This window comes from Bradyrhizobium betae (assembly GCF_008932115.1).
Taxonomy (GTDB): domain Bacteria; phylum Pseudomonadota; class Alphaproteobacteria; order Rhizobiales; family Xanthobacteraceae; genus Bradyrhizobium; species Bradyrhizobium betae.
The window spans coordinates 604,863-619,629 of sequence record NZ_CP044543.1 but is presented as its reverse complement, the minus strand read 5'-3'; the positions used below and the strand labels follow the sequence as shown (position 1 = coordinate 619,629).

Here is a 14,767-nt window from a genome sequence, read left to right as displayed (position 1 = left end):
AGATCCTTCGATCGTCATGGCTGGGTATCTTTCCGATCGTATTTGAAATAGTCGCTGACGTATTCTATGGCGCCGTTCCTGATGTGGAGCACGGTAGCGCCCTCGTTACGGAACGCATCGCCCGTCTTCAGCCGTCCGTCGTTCTTCCAGGTGACGCAGAGCTTCTCGCCATCCTGGATGAAGTCGAGCGCCTCGAACCGCAATGTCTCGAATTGCGAGAAGATCCTCTTGAGCAACAGCACGACCTTGCCGCTGCCCGCCACGGCGCGCAGCCCCGGATACTCGATCCGGATGTCTTCGCTGAAGATGTCCTTCAGCGAAGACAGATTGCCGCTTCCCAGGATGTTCAGGAAGAGCTTCGCCAGCTCGACATGCGACGGCGTCAACTTGCTTTTTGCTGCGCCGGTGTCGCCTTCTGCGCCAATGCAGCTTTCTGCGCCAATGTCGCGGACATGTAGGTGTAGAGGTCGTCGACCGTCTTGATGGCCTCAAAGACATCGTCCGACACTTCGATGTCGAACTTGGTCTCGAGCACGCTGACCAGCTCCACGATGTCGAGGCTGTCGAGGCCGAAGTCCTTCAGCTGCATTTGCGGCTCGACGGACTGGCAATTGCCAAGGCGGCTTCGCCCGGCCCCTGACGATTTCATGACCTCGACGATGATGCCGTCGACAGTGCTTCTGACTTGCTGGGTGTTGATCATTTGGCGCTTCTCGGGGCTCCGGATGCATTTTTCGGTCAAGCAATGGCGAACGCAACAAGGAGTTGCATGAAGAACGTCTCAGCATAGAGCAGCCCGCTACGATTCGCTGCGTGCGTTACATGCGCGGCTGAAAATTCTCAGCTTCGCAATGACGTGGAAAACCGCTACGCATGCAACTGCGGCTTTTGTCTTGATTAGAATCGAGTGTATGGTCGCGAGCTTTATTGGGGGATTGCAGCGATGACCACCGTATCGACCGTGACCGGCGCAACCACTGGTGATGCCGATGTTCGCGATGGCGGCCTCGACGAAGCCAAATTGGACAACGTTGGCCAGATCGTGTCGTCGGCCGTGAAATGGTCGGCCGCAGCCGGTCTCGTCCCGCTACCGTTCGTGGACCTCGTTGCCCTCGGAGCCGTTCAGACGCGGATGCTGATGGATCTCAGCAATGTGTATGGCCATTCGTTCGGCAAGGAAGCAGCCAACGCCATTGTGTCCGTTCTTCCCGGCACGCTGATACCAGGCGCGGCCGCCGGGGCGGTGATGAAGGCCGTACCGGGTGTGGGCACGTTGGCGGGCATTGCGTCGGTGTCGGCATTTGGTGCCGCCGCGACCTACGCCATCGGCAAGGTTTTCGCCCGCCATCTGGCGGGAGGCGGCAAGCCCGGCGATTTCAGCGCTACATCGATTGCGGATGATCTGAAGGCCGAGTTCAGGCGCGGCAAGCCGCCGGCGGCGACGTAGCGCCGCCCGATGGTCGGGCCATTCCTCGTCTATCTGGCTTGCTGCCTGCTGGTCGGGTATCTCGCCCGTGACCGGGTGATCGGTTTCGCCGGCTTTTTCCTGCTGTCCTTCGTGTTGACGCCTCTGGTCATGTTCATCGTCTTTATTCTCGGAATGCGGCGCAGCGCGTCCTAGCCGGATTTCAAAATGAGTACATCCGAGTCATCCGCGGCCGAGCCAGGTTCGAACTTGGGCAGGCGGCTGATCGGGCTCTTGCTGAAGAGCCGGGATATCCGGCTCTCGGTTCCAAAGCGACTACCTGTCATTGCGCTGGCTTCGCCGCTGGACCTGCTGCTGGTCGCAATGCTTTCGGCAGTCTCCGGAACGTTCATCATCATGGTGATCACGGCCGGCGTCAGCGAGCAGAACGACGAATTCAAGTCCCTTGAACTGGGGCTGGCATTCGTCGGCTTGCTGCTGATTTATCGCTATGCCCAGACTCTGCTGCTGAGGAAAAGCGCCCGGGCGATCGAGGATGCGCTCCATGAGCAGCGGGTGCGTGTCGCGGTCAAGGTCCTGCAGCTCGACCTGAGCGATCTCAATCAGGTCAGCCGGACGGCCTTGCTGGATGGCATGGCTCGCCATTACGAGGCGGTGTCGCAGGCAGTCATGCCGATGCTGAGCGGATTTCAGAACGGCATCCTGCTGCTGCTCGTCATGATCGATCTGTTCTGGCAATCGTTCGTCACCGGTGTTCTCACCGTGATCTTCGTCGGGTTGATCATTCAGTACTATCTGAACCGCGAAGGCGAGCTGAAGACGCAGATGATCGGGGCCGCGCGCGCGGATGCGGCCTTGCGCGCGACCGCCGAGGACCTGGTCGACGGCTTCAAGGAACTACGCCTGAGCCGGCTGAAGCAGGACGCGATCCATCGGGAGATCGTCGAGCTCTCGGGCAATGTTGCGAAATGCCGCACCAAGGGCGCGGCCGTGATCAGCGATCTGGTCATCCTGGCCGGCTCCACGTCCTACATGCTCGGCGCGACCGTGGTCTTCATCCTGCCGCTGATCTCCAGCGTCGCGGGGGAGGAGCTCTCCAGGATCGTGACCACCGAGCTGTTCCTGCTTGGGCCGCTCGGAGCACTGGTGCGGGCCGCCGAGCCGCTTTCCATCGCACGCTTCTCCCTCAGCGGCATCGATGAATTCGAAGCCTCGCTCGACCAGCGTGGCAAGGTGGCACAGGTTGCATCCCCAGCGCCGCGGACGTTCGAGCGCATGCAGATGGACCGCGTCGGTTATGCTCATCGGCGCGGCGTCGGCGAGGAGGGCTTTGCAATCCGCGACGTGACATTCGAATTGGCGCCGGGCGAGCTCGTGTTCGTCACCGGCAACAACGGATCCGGCAAGACGACGATGCTGCGGGTGCTGACGGGGCTCTACCCGGCCGGGCACGGTACGATCTCCGTCGACGGCCAGGTGATGTCCGAGGCGACGATGGAGAGCTATCGTGGTCTGTTCTCGACGGTCTTTGCGGACTTCCACACGTTTCGAAAGCCCTATGGATTGGACGAGGCGGGATTGGCGCTGTTTCGGCAGAACGCGCAGGACCTCGATATTGCCGACAAACTGCCGCCGGATTTCGAACAGGGCTACGACCCCGAGGCGTTCTCCACCGGCCAGCGCAAGCGGCTGGCGCTGTCGCTGGCGATGGCCGACGCGCGCCCGATCCTGGTCCTCGACGAGTGGGCCGCGGATCAGGATCCCGGCTACCGGGAGCGTTTCTATCGAACCATTCTCCCCCGCATCAAGGCGACCGGCAAGGCGATCATCGCTGTGACGCATGACGAGCGCTATTTCGAGCTGGCGGACCGGCGCTACCACATGGAGGACGGGCGACTGAAGCCGGTCGGCCCGGCATGAATGTTCAACGCACCATCCGCCAGCTGTCGACAGGCTTGATTTTCCTGATCCTGCTCACGCTCTTCGTCGTGTTCATGCTCTGGCGTCACATGGTGATCACGGTACCGGCAGGACATGCAGGCGTGATGTGGTGGCGCTTTTTCGGCGGTACCGACATGGTCAGTCCTGCCAGGGACGAAGGCCTTCATCTGATCTTCCCGTGGGACCAGCTCATTGTCTACGACACGAGGCTGCAGGAGTTCACCGAGGATTTCGGGGTCGTCTCCAATGACGGACTGAACCTGCGGGTGACCGCGAGCGTCCGTTGGCGGGCGAGACGCAATCAGCTGGGCGCGCTGCACCGCTCGATCGGTCCGGACTATGTCAGGCTGCTTCTGATTCCCGAGGTGGGATCCATCCTGCGCGAAACGATATCCAGATCCAGGGCCGAGGATCTGTACGCCAAAGACCGTCACGCCATCCAGGATACGATCTATCGGACGCTCGTCTCGTCCCGGAGCTCGAACATTGGCGGCGCGACCGAGGAGCAGGGCCCGCTGGCTCCGATCTCGTTGACCGACGTCCTGATATCGGAGGTGAAGCTTCCCGAGACGCTTCGGGCGGCCGTGGAACGCAAGTTCGCACAGGCCGAATATGTCGAGGAGTACCGCTTCAAGGTGCAGAGCGAGATCCTCGAGAGCCAGCGCAAGGAGGTCGAGGCGAACGGCATTCGCAGGTTCCAGGAGATCGTCACGCCGACCATTTCCGACGCCTATCTCCGCTGGACGGGGATCGAGGCCACCTTGAAGCTGGCGCAGTCGCCGAACAGCAAGGTGGTCATGGTGGGCAACGGACCGGGGGGCATTCCGGTCATCCTTAACGGCTTCGAGAGTACAAAGCCGGCCGCAGTTGCGGCGCCGGAGGCAGAGGCCGCGAAGAAGGCGCCTGAAACCCCTCCGCCGCCGGCCATCCAGCCCCAGACGACCGAACGAACCGAACCCGCAGTCACGCCGACGCCGGTTCCCACCCCGCGGCGCGGACCGCCGCGACGGCGGGAGGGACCGGTCCAGCGGCCGAGCCCGAGTGCCGCCCCGTAGTCCCCGCCGCCGACCTCCGGTGGCCGTCTGAAAGCTGCACTTCAAGTCGCTGCGATTTAGCTTTAACTTGCGGCATGCGGCTCAAGCCTTTGTAGCGCTTGATTTTCGCCTGCCGAGAGGCGAGGTTGCCGGCCGCCGGGATCGCCCCGGCAGCGGCCCGCGACGTTGGAGGATGATGTGGCAAATCAAGTACAGGATCTGACCCCGGACGAGGTCTCCAAGGGTGTCGCGGAAGGGCGCTATCTGCTCGTCGACGTGCGCGAGCCGAACGAGGTCGAGGCCGAGGCCTATCCCTACGGCGTCGTCGTGCCGCTCTCGACTTTCGATCCCAGGGCGATCCCGGACCGCGCCGGCAAGGAGGTCGTGTTCGCCTGCCGCTCGGGCAAGCGATCGGTGACGGCCTCGCTCGCGGCGCAGGCGGCGGGCCTGCCTTACGACAAGCACCTGGCCGGCGGCATGCTCGGCTGGAAGGCGGCGGGTCTTCCCAGCAAGGTCGGTGGCTGATCGACCCGATGTCCAAGAGTTCGTCCCTGAACAAGATCTTCGCTGATCTTCCCGTCACCATCTTCGAGGCGATGTCGCAGGCCGCGCGCGACAATGCCGCCATCAATCTCGGCCAGGGGTTCCCTGACGATCCCGGTCCGGAGGACATCCGCCGCGCCGCGGCCGAGGCCTCGCTGAACGGCTACAACCAGTACCCGTCGATGATGGGCATCCCGGAACTGCGCCAGGCGATCGCGACCCATTACGGACATTGGCACGGCCTCAAGCTCGACCCGATGAGCGAAGTAATGGTGACCTCCGGCGGCACCGAGGCGCTGACCTCGGCCATCCTCGCGGTGGTCCAGCCCGGCGACGAGGTGGTCTGCTTCCAGCCGGTCTACGATTCCTATCTGCCGATCATCCGCCAGGCCGGCGGCATTCCGCGCCTGGTCCGGCTCGAGCCGCCGCACTGGCGTCTGAATGAGGACATGCTGAAAAGCGTCTTCAATTCAAAGACCAAGGCGGTGCTGTTCAACAATCCCCTGAATCCGTCCGCGGTGGTGTATCCGCGCGAGGACCTCGAACTGCTCGCGCGCTACTGCCAGGAGTTCGACGTCATCGCGATCACCGACGAGGTCTGGGAGCACGTCACCTTCGACGAGCACAAGCACATCCCGCTGATCACCATCCCCGGCATGCGCGACCGCACCATCAAGGTCGGCTCGGCCGGCAAGATCTTCTCGCTGACAGGCTGGAAGATCGGCTTCGTCTGCGCCGCGCCGCCGCTGCTGCGCGTGGCGGCCAAGGTGCACCAGTTCCTGACCTTCACCACCGCGCCGAACCTCCAGGCGGCCGTCGCCTACGGTCTCGGCAAGCCCGACGACTACTTCCTGTCGATGCGCAAGGACCTGACGCGCAGCCGCGACCGCCTGACCAAGGGGCTGGAGAGCCTTGGCTTCCCCGTGCTGAAGTCGCAAGGCACGTACTTCCTGACCGTCGACCTGTCGCCGCTCGGGCTCAACGAGAGTGACACCGAGTTCTGCTGGCGGATCGTGAAGGATTACAAGGTCGCCGCGATCCCGGTCTCGGCCTTCTACGAGCAGGACCCCGTGACCTCGGTGGTGCGCTTCTGCTTTGCCAAGAAGGACGAGACCCTCGACACCGCGCTGGAGCGGCTGTCGGACGCGGTGCGTGGACGCAAGAGGTAGACAGGAATGACGAACGTCGGCCGCTCCGGATTTGGCTTTGGTCTCGCAATCGCCGCAGCGCTGACGTTCCTCTCGGCCCCGGCGGGGGCCGGGGAGCGCGTCGTCAACTTCTACAACTGGTCCAACTACATGGCGCCGGACGTGCTGGAGGCCTTCACCAGGGAGACCGGCATCAAGGTGGTCTACGACACCTTCGATGCCAACGAGACGCTGGAGACGCGCCTGATGGCCGGCAAGTCCGGCTACGACGTTGTGGTGCCCACGGCCTATTTCCTGCAGCGCCAGATCAAGGCCAACATCTTCCAGAAGCTCGACAAGACGAAGCTGCCGAACCTCGGCAACGCCTGGCCCGTGGTGACTGAGCGACTCGGCATCTACGATCCCGGCAACGTTTACGCCGCCAACTACATGTGGGGCACGACTGGCATCGGTTACAACGTCGCCAAGCTGAAGCAGATCCTCGGGGCCGACGCGAAGATCGACAGCTGGGACATCGTCTTCAAGCCGGAGAACCTCGCCAAGTTCAAAGACTGCGGCGTCCACATGCTCGACTCCGCCGACGACATCTTTCCGGCGGCGCTGAGCTGGCTCGGGCTCGATCCGAACTCGACCAAACAAGCGGACTTGGAGAAGGCCGCTGACGTCGTCGCCAAGGTGCGCCCGTCGGTACGAAAATTCCACTCGTCCGAATATCTGAGCGCGCTCGCCACCGGCGAGATCTGCTTCGTGGTCGGCTGGTCCGGCGACATCATGCAGGCCCGCGCCCGCGCCGCCGAGGCTAAAAGCGGCATCGAGATCGGCTACGCGATCCCGAAGGAGGGCGCGCAGATGTTTTTCGACAATCTCGCGATCCCCGCGGACGCGAAGAATGTCAGCGAGGCCTACGAGCTGATCAACTACCTCTATCGCCCCGACGTTGCCGCCAAGAACTCGGACTTCCTGTCCTACGCCAACGGCAACCTCGCCAGCCAGAAGCTGATCGACCCCAAGATTCTCGGCGACAAGAATATCTATCCGGACGAGGCGACGCTCGCAAAGCTGTTCGTCATCACGGCGCGCGAGCCGGCGACGCAGCGGGTCATCAACCGGTTGTGGACGAAGGTGAAGACGGGAAGGTAGAGGGGCGAGGCGTCGTCATTGCGAGCGGAGCGAAGCAATCCAGAATCTCTCCGCGGAGACGCTCTGGATTGCTTCGTCGCTTCGCTCCTCGCAATGACGGCAGAGCTACCGCCACCGCCGGTGCAGCCACAACCACTGCTCAGGATACTCGCGCACCCAGCTCTCCACCACGCTCGTGATCGCCTGCGTCGTGCCCTGGATGTCGATCCTGCCGTCAGCATCGCGGACCGGCTTGACCTCCTCGGTCAGCTCGGCGCGGAAGCGATTGCCGGGCAGGCGGATGATGCGGACGCCGTGGATCGGGCATTCGACCTGGCGGAGCAGGCGCGCCAGCATCGGATTGGCGCGGGTCTTGCGGCCGAAGAAGGTGACCTCGACGCCGCCGGTCAGATACTGGTCGATCAGCATGGCGACATGCTTGCCGTCCTTGAGCGCCTGCGCGAGCCGTAGCGGCGCGTCGCGGCCCGCCGGGATCAGCGTGCCCATGTTGACCTGGCGCATCTCCTGGATGATGCGGTCGGCCGAGGCGATGTTCGGCCGGCGGTAGAGGATCGCGGTGTCGAGCCCATGCGCGATGGCTGCCAGCGCCGGCAGTTCCCAATTGGACAGATGGGCGGCGAAGATCAGTGCCGGCTTGCCGTCGTCGCGGATTCGGTCGAACCGTTCGATGCTGGCTTGAGGCAGTTCGATCCGGCTCTTTTCCGGATGGTCGCGATCGTAATCCCAGACGTGGTCCATGTGCGCAAACTCGCCGCCGACGCGGCCGAGATTGTCCCACACGCCCATCAGGATCTGTTCGATCTCCTCCGGCGACTTCTCGGGAAACGCGGCGGTGAGGTTGGCGCGGCCGATCCGGTGCTCGCGCAGGCGCGGGCCGATCAGCTTGGTGACGCGCGCGAAAAAGTCCGAGGTCTTGGCCGGATCGAAATAGCGCGTGGTGCGCAGCATGCCGACGGTGGCCGCGCCGATCAGGCTTCCGCCGATCGACTTGGCTGCATTTCGCGCGCGAATCTTCGTGCTGATGGGAATCAGCGCCATGCGTCCGGTCAGGCGGGTTCGCGCGTCAGGATCAGCGAGGCGTTCTGGCCGCCGAAGCCGAACGAGTTCGACATCACCGCGGTGACGCGGGCATCGCGCGCCTTGTTGCCGACGACGTCGAACAGGATCGCGGGATCCGGCGTCTCGTAGTTGATCGTCGGCGGAATGCGCTGATGCTCGAGCGTCAGCAACGAGAAGATCGCCTCGACCGCACCGGCGGCCGAGATGGTGTGGCCGACCATCGACTTGTTGGAGGTGACCGGGATCTTCGAGATGAGATCGCCGAACACGGCCGATGTCGTGTTGTACTCCATCTTGTCGTTCTCGGGCGTCGAGGTGCCGTGCGCGTTGATGTGGTCGATCTGGTCCGGCGTCATGCCGGCATCGGCCAGCGTCTTGTTCATGCAGCCGATGATCGGCTTGCCGTCGGGCGAGGAGCGGGTGCGATGGAAGGAATCGGTCAGCTCGCCGCAGCCGGCGATGACGCCGAGAATCTTCGCGCCGCGCGCGGTCGCGGCTTCGTAGCTTTCGAGCACCAGTGCGCCGGCGCCTTCGGCCATGACGAAGCCGTCGCGGTTCTTGGAGAAGGGGCGGGAGGCCGCTTGCGGCGGATCGTTCTGGGTCGACAGAGCCGAGAGCAGCGAGAAGCGCACCAGGGCTTCCGGGTTCACGGTGCCGTCGGTCGCGACGCACAGCGCGGCGTCGGTCTCGCCGCGGCGGATCGCCTCGACGCCGAGCTGGATCGAGGTCGCGCCCGAGGCGCAGGCCGTCGACAGCGAGATCGGCGAGCCCTTGGTGCCGAAGGTCTCGGCAAGATGGGCGGCAACCGAGCCGAACATGAAGCGGTGGTGATAAGCGCTGTACTTGCCGCCGCCGGAGATCCGCAGCAGATCGTCATAGGTGAAGTCCGGCGCGCCGACGGCGCGGCCGAGCTCGCGGCGCTGCGGCCATTCGACCTCGACCGGCGCAACCGCAAGGAAGAGGGGGCCCGGGAAATCGGCCTTGGCCCCGATGCCGGCCTGCTCGAGCGCTTCCTGCGTGACGAGTTCGGCCATCCGCTCGGACAGGCCGGTGGAGGAGAACGGATCGACGCTGACGAAGTCCACGGTGCCGGCCATCGTGGTCTTGAGGCCGTCGACCGGAAAGCGCGTGATGGTGCGGATGCCGGATTCGCCGGCGACGAGCTTGGCCCAATTGTCGGCCTTGCCGGCGCCGAGCGAGGTCATGATGCCCATGCCGGTGACGACGACGACGGGACGCCCGAGTTTGTCGCGTGGTGCAGTCATGTGTCCCCCGATAGAGCTAGAGCGTCATCAGCCGAAGCGCGCCGCGCGTCAGCTGACCGCCTCGACCAGCGCCATGCCTTCGCCGCGCCAGTGTCCGGCCCCACCACCACAATCTGGGTGGGCGCCCCCTGCATTTCAATCTCAAGTCCCGTGGAATCGTTCGGCGGGAACAGCGCGCCGCGCGAGATCGAGAGGGCGGCGAGCGCGAGGCCAAGCGGGAATTGCGTTTCCATGGTGTGGCCGAACATCGTACCGGTGGATCGCACCGGGAATTCGGCATGGCTCTTCAGGAAGCCGCGCTCTTCCGAGGTCGCCGGCTCCGCGCCGGTCGCCCCGGTGATGATCGCGCCCTTGCCCTCGCGCCTCGGCAGCTTGGCCCAAAGCTTCTCCAGCGTTGCGGCCATGTCGCCGGGCTGCTTGCGCCGGGCGAGATCAGCAACGACGCTCGACAGCTTTGCGAACGGCTTGGCGCCGCGCGCCTCGGCATGCGCCTTCGATTCCAGCACCAGGAAGGCGCCGGCCGAGCCGAGCGCGAAACCGGCGTGTTCCTTGCGCGCCCAGACGGGGGCGAACTTGTCCTTCAGATTGAAGTCGCCGAATTCGTAGAGGACCATCAGGTCCTTGCGTTCGCCGTTATGCGAGCCGCCGATCAGCGCGATGTCGCTCTCGCCCGAGGCGATTCGCGCCAGCGCGATGCGGGCGGCATCGGCGCCCGCGACTTCTTCGCCCATGAAGGTGCGCGAGGTGCCGCCGAGACCGTGCACGATGGCGATGTTGCCGGCGAGGAGATTGGAGAGCTGGGCCAGGAACAGCGTCGGCCTGAGATCGCTCATCAGCCGCTCGTTCAGGAAGCCGGGCGCGTTCGCTCCCTTGGCCTCGGCCGTGAGCACGCCGGTGTCGACGTTGAGATCGCGCTCGCCGCCGCCGGCGGCGACCACCATGTCGATCTTCGACAGAATGTCCTTGTTGCCCTTGATCCCGGCGGAGTCGAGCGCGAGGCCGGCGGCATAGGTGCCGATCCGCTGCCAGGCTTCCATCTGGCGCTGGTCACCCTTCTTCGGGATCTGGCTGTCGAAGGAGACAGGCATCAGGGGATGCACGATGTAGGGCGCAAAACCCTTCTCGTCGACATTGATGCGCCTCTCCTGGAGCGCGGTCCAGTTCGCGTCCAGGCCCTCGCCGAGCGAGGTGGCAAGTCCAATGCCGGTGATCCAGACTTCGGTCTGGCCGGGCCTCAGAGCAGCAGTGTCAGTCATGGCGAAACGGCCTGTTGCGGAAAGCCGACGCGCTTTGCGACCGCGTCCATGTATCCGCGCATATCCGCATTGGGGAACGGGATAAGCGTGAAGGTGAGTGTCGAATTCGCGCGCAGCTTGCCGTCGACCCTGATCTTGGCCTCGGTCATGGCATAGCCCGAGCCCTCATGGGCGACGCTTGCCTCGATGCTCATGAGATCGCCGGGGAATACCGAGCCACGCACCTTGGCTTCCTTCACGGCGGCAAGAATCGGCATCCGCTCGAACTTCAGGACCCCGAGCAGCAGAAAGCCCGAGGCCTGCGCCATCGATTCGATCAGGAGCACGCCCGGCATCAAGGGATAGCCCGGGAAGTGTCCCTCGAAGATGGTGCTCTCCTTCGGGACCTGGGCTTCGACGACGATCGTCTTCTCGTCGACCTTGAGGTCGACGATGCGATCGATCATATGAAAATATTCGAGTTGCATGACCGCCCGATCAGGCGCTCGCGCCCTTGGCGGCAACCAGTTCGTCGATGCGCGCACACAGGTTCTTCAGCACGAAATACTGCTCGGTGGTCGCCTTGCCGTCGTTGACCTCCTGGGTCCACTTTTCCAGCGGCAGCTTGATGCCGAACTGCTTGTCGATCGCGAAGGCGATGTCCAGGAAATCGAGGCTGTCGATGCCGAGGTCATCGATGGCGTGGCTATCCGGCGTGATCGTGTCGCGGGGGATGTCGCAGGTTTCAGCGATGATCGTAGCGACCTGATCGAATGTGGAGGACATCACTAAGCCTTTGATATATTGCGGATATTGTCAGATGTTCCAGAGTGGCATGGTGGGTGGGCATCGCGCCCCTGATGACGCCCTCAAACCCCCCTCTGGCCGGGTTGAGTGCCCGTATAACGGAGCGCCGCCCTGAGTTCAATGGAGCCGGACAGGGGCGGGGACAGGGCTGGGGATGCCCGCCGGCACCCTTTCGGCTCAAGGGGCGGTTGGTAGGCCGTGGCTAGATCTGCGGCGTGACGATCTTCGCGCAGTCCCGGCGGCCCATCAGCACGCAATCCTGGGTCCGCCTGAGGTCGGCGATGCTGACCGCGAGCCAGATTCCGACCGCGGTCAGTGCGATGGTGAAGGCAAGTGCGGCGATATTCGCGAGCATGCGGTGGCGGAAATCGTCCGGCTCGGGGCGAGGCTGCTCGTAGCGCGACAGGTCGAGCGGTTCGGGGGCGACGCGGAGCGGCTGCACGGTACCGCCGCCCCGGTTGGTGGCCGGGGAAGGCGAGGTGCGCGGCCTGAACTGGAGCACCCGGTGCTCGTCATCCGAGCTTATGGGCCGCTGGGTTTTCATGGTGCAGGGATCACTCCGAAGCAGCGATTTTAGATAGCATACGCGATGAACGCGTTGCAGAAAATCTTCTCAACGCGCACGTGCATTGCGCGTTTGCACTATCCTTCATGGGGATTTCTTGGTTCGCTGCGAGCGATCGTGGCGGCGTCCGTGACCTCGGTGCCCGGCCCGGGTTGCGTTGCAACAACAGCCCCGAGCCCCCGCCGTCCCGCCCGTGAACATCGGCTTGTGATCTCGGTGCCGGGGCCGAACGCATTTTGTCGCCGCCGGCGTCATGGCATAATCCGGGAACCTGAACGACCGGCTGCAATCCTGTGAGGGCCCTTCGACCATGACCAGCAACGCGCGCGAGCCGAGAGTGCATCCGGTGCCGATCCTGTCGCTGCGGCCGACGCAAATGACGGTCGGCATGCGCGAGGTCAAGGAGAAGCGCAAGCGCTGGCGCGAGCACGGCAAGAAGAAGCAATCCGAGCTGCTCGGCACCCACATGATTCCCGTCGTCTACGGGCCGGACCAGCGCTATTACGTGATCGACCATCATCATCTCGGCCGCGCCCTGCACGACGAGGGCATCAAGGAGGTGCTGGTGACCGTGGTCGGCGATCTCAGGATGGTCGAGCGCGAGGCCTTCTGGGGCGTGATGGACAACAAGCGCTGGGTCTATCCCTACGACGCCAAGGGCGAGCGGCGGCCGTTCCGCGACCTGCCGAAATCGGTCGTCGATCTCAAGGACGACCCCTTCCGCAGCCTCGCCGGCGAGCTGCGTCGCATGGGCGGCTTCGCGAAGGACACCACGCCGTTCTCCGAATTCCTGTGGGCCGACTATCTGCGCCGGAAACTGTTGCGCAAGGAGGTGGACGCCAATTTCGACAAGGCGCTCGAGAAGGCCTTGTCGGCAGCCAAGAGCAAGGATGCGATCTACCTGCCCGGCTGGTGCGGCCCGGCGTCGGACGACTAGGGCAGCGGCGGCCTCGCATGAGGACAGCAGGCGGCCGTCAAGCCGGGCCTCATCACAGCCTCTTGAGCGACATCATTTTCGGCGCCCATGAAACTGTCCTGAAACAGAGCCGCCTCATCTGTGTGGAGTAGTCGAGCTCACACAGGAGGCCAAAATGCGCCGTCTGGTTTTCGTTATTGCCTTGCTCGCGATCGCTTCAGCAGGGATATCCGCATCGTTTGCCGCGGTTCACCACGCCAAGACATTGACGTTTTCCGAGCGCTTCGCGCCAGCGCTCGAGTTGATGGCGAAACGCTAGCGGCATAGCCCTTCAGAGCTGCGCCATGCGGATCACTTCGGTGGTTGGCCAGGCGAGGACAGCAGGCGCTCCATTTCCACTGCGGCCTCGCCATCGCGCGCCTTCTGAAGCAGCGTGTGGCGCTCGGCACCGGCCGGCAGGTTCTTTGCGGCGGCGCGGGCTTCTTGCGTGAACTTGTTGAGGCGCTCCTGGAGCGTCAGGGGCGGTCGCGTACGGTTGCGTTTCTTGGTCATGGCTTGGCCTTTCCGGCGCGAAACCAACCATGCCGACGCCAGCGGCGTCCTTAACTTTTGTTGGAACCGGCGGCGCGGATCGCGGGTTTTCATTGCAGCGGCGCCCGGGTGCCGCGACTTGCAATACGGGTTCCCATTCACGCCAACCGGAGCTTCCTCGCGTGTCCAGCGATACGATCCGCGCTGCGCTCATCAGGCGTTTGCGCATCTCGTCCGCGATCGCGGAGGAGGACATCAAGGAGCTCGAGGCCCTGCCAATTTCGGTGCGGCAGTATCCGGCGGAAACACCGGTCGTGCGCGACGGCGAGCGGGCGACCGATTGCTGCCTGATCGCCGACGGCTTCTGCGTGCGCTCCAAGACGATCGCAAGCGGCAAGCGGCAGATCCTCTCGATCCATATCCCCGGCGAGATACCGGATCTGATGAGCCTGTTCCTGCATGTGATGGACCATGATCTGTCGACGTTGACGCCGTCGACCCTCGGCTTCATCAGCCACGAGACACTGCAGAAGCTGCATCGCCGCAGGCCGAATGTTGCGGAAATGTTCTGGCGGGACACGTTGATCGACGCCGCGATGTTTCGCGAATGGATCGTCAATGTGGGCCAGCGCCCCGCGCCGGCGCGGCTTGCCCATGTGATGATCGAGCTTCGTGAGCGACTGAGAATCATCGGGCGCGTGGACGGCAACGATTTCGAGATGCCGCTGACCCAGGAGCAGATCGGTGAAGCTCTGGGGATCACCGCCGTTCACGCCAACCGCGTCATCAAGCAATTGCGCCAGGAGGGCATCGTCGAGCTGCAGCGCGGCCGGGTGACGGTGCTGGACGAGCGGAAGCTCCTGGAGCTGGCGGATTTCGACGGCCGTTATCTGCACCAGTCGCCGACGCTTTGATGGCGCCAGATGCCGCGATTCCAATTTTGACATTCGAACGGTGACAGCGCCGAACCTGCGGCCCGACGGCGCAGGCCGGCTTGACGTATCGCAAATCGGCGCTGGTGTCGGCCGCTAAGGTCCGCCGGCATGATGCCGAACAGCGTTTGATGTGGAAGCGCCAGGTGGGTACATTATGCCGACCTGGAGACGTGACGATGAGTCTGATCTTTCGCCTTCTGTTTGTCCTTGCCGGAGCCGTCA

Annotated in this window: 18 protein-coding genes and 1 pseudogene; 10 read left to right on the top strand and 9 right to left on the bottom strand. The window is 63.9% G+C overall.

Annotated features, from left to right (window positions below; translation table 11 throughout):
- Positions 1–14: 14 nt before the first annotated feature.
- Entirely contained in the window at positions 15–386 is a 372-nt protein-coding gene (locus tag F8237_RS03245; protein WP_162005849.1) for a nuclear transport factor 2 family protein, read from the bottom strand.
- On the bottom strand, positions 383–703 hold the full coding sequence (locus tag F8237_RS03240; protein WP_201280182.1) for an acyl carrier protein: 321 nt from the start codon (positions 701–703) through the stop codon (positions 383–385). Before F8237_RS03240 ends, F8237_RS03245 begins: the two co-directional genes overlap by 4 nt.
- 240 nt (positions 704–943) lie before the next feature.
- Between F8237_RS03240 and F8237_RS03235 the strand changes: the two genes are divergently transcribed.
- The 7 genes from F8237_RS03235 to F8237_RS03210 all read left to right on the top strand — a co-directional run bounded on the left by F8237_RS03235 (position 944) and on the right by F8237_RS03210 (position 7,232).
- A complete protein-coding gene (locus F8237_RS03235; RefSeq protein WP_151642372.1) occupies positions 944–1,447 on the top strand; it encodes a YcjF family protein in 504 nt (167 codons plus the stop codon).
- 9 nt (positions 1,448–1,456) lie between these two features.
- The gene (locus F8237_RS36225; RefSeq protein WP_167527460.1) at positions 1,457–1,621 is read left to right on the top strand and encodes a hypothetical protein; all 165 of its coding nucleotides are present in this window, start codon (positions 1,457–1,459) and stop codon (positions 1,619–1,621) included.
- A 12-nt stretch (positions 1,622–1,633) separates the two neighbouring features.
- Positions 1,634–3,346, top strand: a complete 1,713-nt coding sequence (locus F8237_RS03230) for an ATP-binding cassette domain-containing protein (protein WP_151642371.1) — start codon at positions 1,634–1,636, stop codon at positions 3,344–3,346.
- The gene (locus tag F8237_RS03225) at positions 3,343–4,422 is read left to right on the top strand and encodes a prohibitin family protein (protein WP_151642370.1); all 1,080 of its coding nucleotides are present in this window, start codon (positions 3,343–3,345) and stop codon (positions 4,420–4,422) included. The genes F8237_RS03230 and F8237_RS03225 overlap by 4 nt, the downstream gene beginning before the upstream one ends.
- A 177-nt stretch (positions 4,423–4,599) precedes the next feature.
- A complete protein-coding gene (locus F8237_RS03220; protein ID WP_151642369.1) occupies positions 4,600–4,926 on the top strand; it encodes a rhodanese-like domain-containing protein in 327 nt (108 codons plus the stop codon).
- Between the two features lie 8 nt (positions 4,927–4,934).
- A complete protein-coding gene (locus F8237_RS03215; RefSeq protein ID WP_151642368.1) occupies positions 4,935–6,113 on the top strand; it encodes an aminotransferase in 1,179 nt (392 codons plus the stop codon).
- Positions 6,114–6,119: 6 nt separating this feature from the next.
- Positions 6,120–7,232 carry a polyamine ABC transporter substrate-binding protein gene (locus F8237_RS03210; RefSeq protein WP_151642367.1) on the top strand — a complete coding sequence of 371 codons (1,113 nt, stop codon included), beginning with the start codon at positions 6,120–6,122 and terminating at the stop codon, positions 7,230–7,232.
- 105 nt (positions 7,233–7,337) lie between these two features.
- On the opposite strand, the gene F8237_RS03205 is transcribed toward F8237_RS03210, so the two are convergent.
- From F8237_RS03205 to F8237_RS03180, 6 genes and pseudogenes are all read right to left on the bottom strand, one after another.
- The gene (locus tag F8237_RS03205) at positions 7,338–8,270 is read right to left on the bottom strand and encodes a lipid A biosynthesis lauroyl acyltransferase (protein WP_151642366.1); all 933 of its coding nucleotides are present in this window, start codon (positions 8,268–8,270) and stop codon (positions 7,338–7,340) included.
- An 8-nt stretch (positions 8,271–8,278) separates the two neighbouring features.
- Entirely contained in the window at positions 8,279–9,556 is a 1,278-nt protein-coding gene (locus F8237_RS03200) for a beta-ketoacyl-ACP synthase (protein ID WP_151642365.1), read from the bottom strand.
- Positions 9,557–9,604: 48 nt separating this feature from the next.
- Positions 9,605–10,812 (bottom strand): annotated as a pseudogene (locus tag F8237_RS03195) (beta-ketoacyl-ACP synthase).
- Positions 10,809–11,279, bottom strand: coding sequence for a 3-hydroxyacyl-ACP dehydratase FabZ family protein (locus F8237_RS03190; protein WP_151642364.1), 471 nt, complete (start codon positions 11,277–11,279; stop codon positions 10,809–10,811). The pseudogene F8237_RS03195 and the gene F8237_RS03190 overlap by 4 nt, the downstream one beginning before the upstream one ends.
- Before the next feature lie 10 nt (positions 11,280–11,289).
- Positions 11,290–11,577, bottom strand: coding sequence for an acyl carrier protein (locus F8237_RS03185; protein ID WP_007592476.1), 288 nt, complete (start codon positions 11,575–11,577; stop codon positions 11,290–11,292).
- Between the two features lie 223 nt (positions 11,578–11,800).
- Positions 11,801–12,142 (bottom strand): hypothetical protein, encoded by a 342-nt coding sequence (locus F8237_RS03180; protein WP_151642363.1) that lies wholly within the window; start codon positions 12,140–12,142, stop codon positions 11,801–11,803.
- Positions 12,143–12,473: 331 nt separating this feature from the next.
- Here F8237_RS03180 and F8237_RS03175 point away from each other — a divergent pair, with 331 nt between their 5' ends.
- Positions 12,474–13,100 (top strand): ParB-like protein, encoded by a 627-nt coding sequence (locus tag F8237_RS03175; protein ID WP_151642362.1) that lies wholly within the window; start codon positions 12,474–12,476, stop codon positions 13,098–13,100.
- 154 nt (positions 13,101–13,254) lie between these two features.
- Positions 13,255–13,398 (top strand): hypothetical protein, encoded by a 144-nt coding sequence (locus tag F8237_RS36220; RefSeq protein ID WP_167527459.1) that lies wholly within the window; start codon positions 13,255–13,257, stop codon positions 13,396–13,398.
- Between the two features lie 32 nt (positions 13,399–13,430).
- Here the strand turns inward: F8237_RS36220 and F8237_RS03170 are convergent, their stop codons facing one another.
- Entirely contained in the window at positions 13,431–13,631 is a 201-nt protein-coding gene (locus tag F8237_RS03170; protein WP_151642361.1) for a hypothetical protein, read from the bottom strand.
- A gap of 161 nt (positions 13,632–13,792) precedes the next feature.
- Between F8237_RS03170 and F8237_RS03165 the strand changes: the two genes are divergently transcribed.
- The gene (locus F8237_RS03165; protein WP_162005848.1) at positions 13,793–14,524 is read left to right on the top strand and encodes a Crp/Fnr family transcriptional regulator; all 732 of its coding nucleotides are present in this window, start codon (positions 13,793–13,795) and stop codon (positions 14,522–14,524) included.
- Positions 14,525–14,767: the final 243 nt, after the last annotated feature.

Excerpts from the sequence above, each read along its gene's own strand:
- F8237_RS03215 (WP_151642368.1), top strand. The coding sequence starts at position 4,935 with ATGTCCAAGAGTTCGTCCCTGAACAAGATCTTCGCTGATCTTCCCGTC.
- F8237_RS36225 (WP_167527460.1), top strand. The coding sequence starts at position 1,457 with ATGGTCGGGCCATTCCTCGTCTATCTGGCTTGCTGCCTGCTGGTCGGG.
- F8237_RS03230 (WP_151642371.1), top strand. The coding sequence starts at position 1,634 with ATGAGTACATCCGAGTCATCCGCGGCCGAGCCAGGTTCGAACTTGGGC.
- F8237_RS03180 (WP_151642363.1), bottom strand. The coding sequence starts at position 12,142 with ATGAAAACCCAGCGGCCCATAAGCTCGGATGACGAGCACCGGGTGCTC.
- F8237_RS36220 (WP_167527459.1), top strand. The coding sequence starts at position 13,255 with ATGCGCCGTCTGGTTTTCGTTATTGCCTTGCTCGCGATCGCTTCAGCA.
- F8237_RS03200 (WP_151642365.1), bottom strand. The coding sequence starts at position 9,556 with ATGACTGCACCACGCGACAAACTCGGGCGTCCCGTCGTCGTCGTCACC.
- F8237_RS03190 (WP_151642364.1), bottom strand. The coding sequence starts at position 11,279 with ATGCAACTCGAATATTTTCATATGATCGATCGCATCGTCGACCTCAAG.
- F8237_RS03240 (WP_201280182.1), bottom strand. The coding sequence starts at position 703 with ATGATCAACACCCAGCAAGTCAGAAGCACTGTCGACGGCATCATCGTC.
- F8237_RS03205 (WP_151642366.1), bottom strand. The coding sequence starts at position 8,270 with ATGGCGCTGATTCCCATCAGCACGAAGATTCGCGCGCGAAATGCAGCC.
- F8237_RS03185 (WP_007592476.1), bottom strand. The coding sequence starts at position 11,577 with ATGTCCTCCACATTCGATCAGGTCGCTACGATCATCGCTGAAACCTGC.
- F8237_RS03210 (WP_151642367.1), top strand. The coding sequence starts at position 6,120 with ATGACGAACGTCGGCCGCTCCGGATTTGGCTTTGGTCTCGCAATCGCC.
- F8237_RS03235 (WP_151642372.1), top strand. The coding sequence starts at position 944 with ATGACCACCGTATCGACCGTGACCGGCGCAACCACTGGTGATGCCGAT.
- F8237_RS03175 (WP_151642362.1), top strand. The coding sequence starts at position 12,474 with ATGACCAGCAACGCGCGCGAGCCGAGAGTGCATCCGGTGCCGATCCTG.
- F8237_RS03225 (WP_151642370.1), top strand. The coding sequence starts at position 3,343 with ATGAATGTTCAACGCACCATCCGCCAGCTGTCGACAGGCTTGATTTTC.
- F8237_RS03170 (WP_151642361.1), bottom strand. The coding sequence starts at position 13,631 with ATGACCAAGAAACGCAACCGTACGCGACCGCCCCTGACGCTCCAGGAG.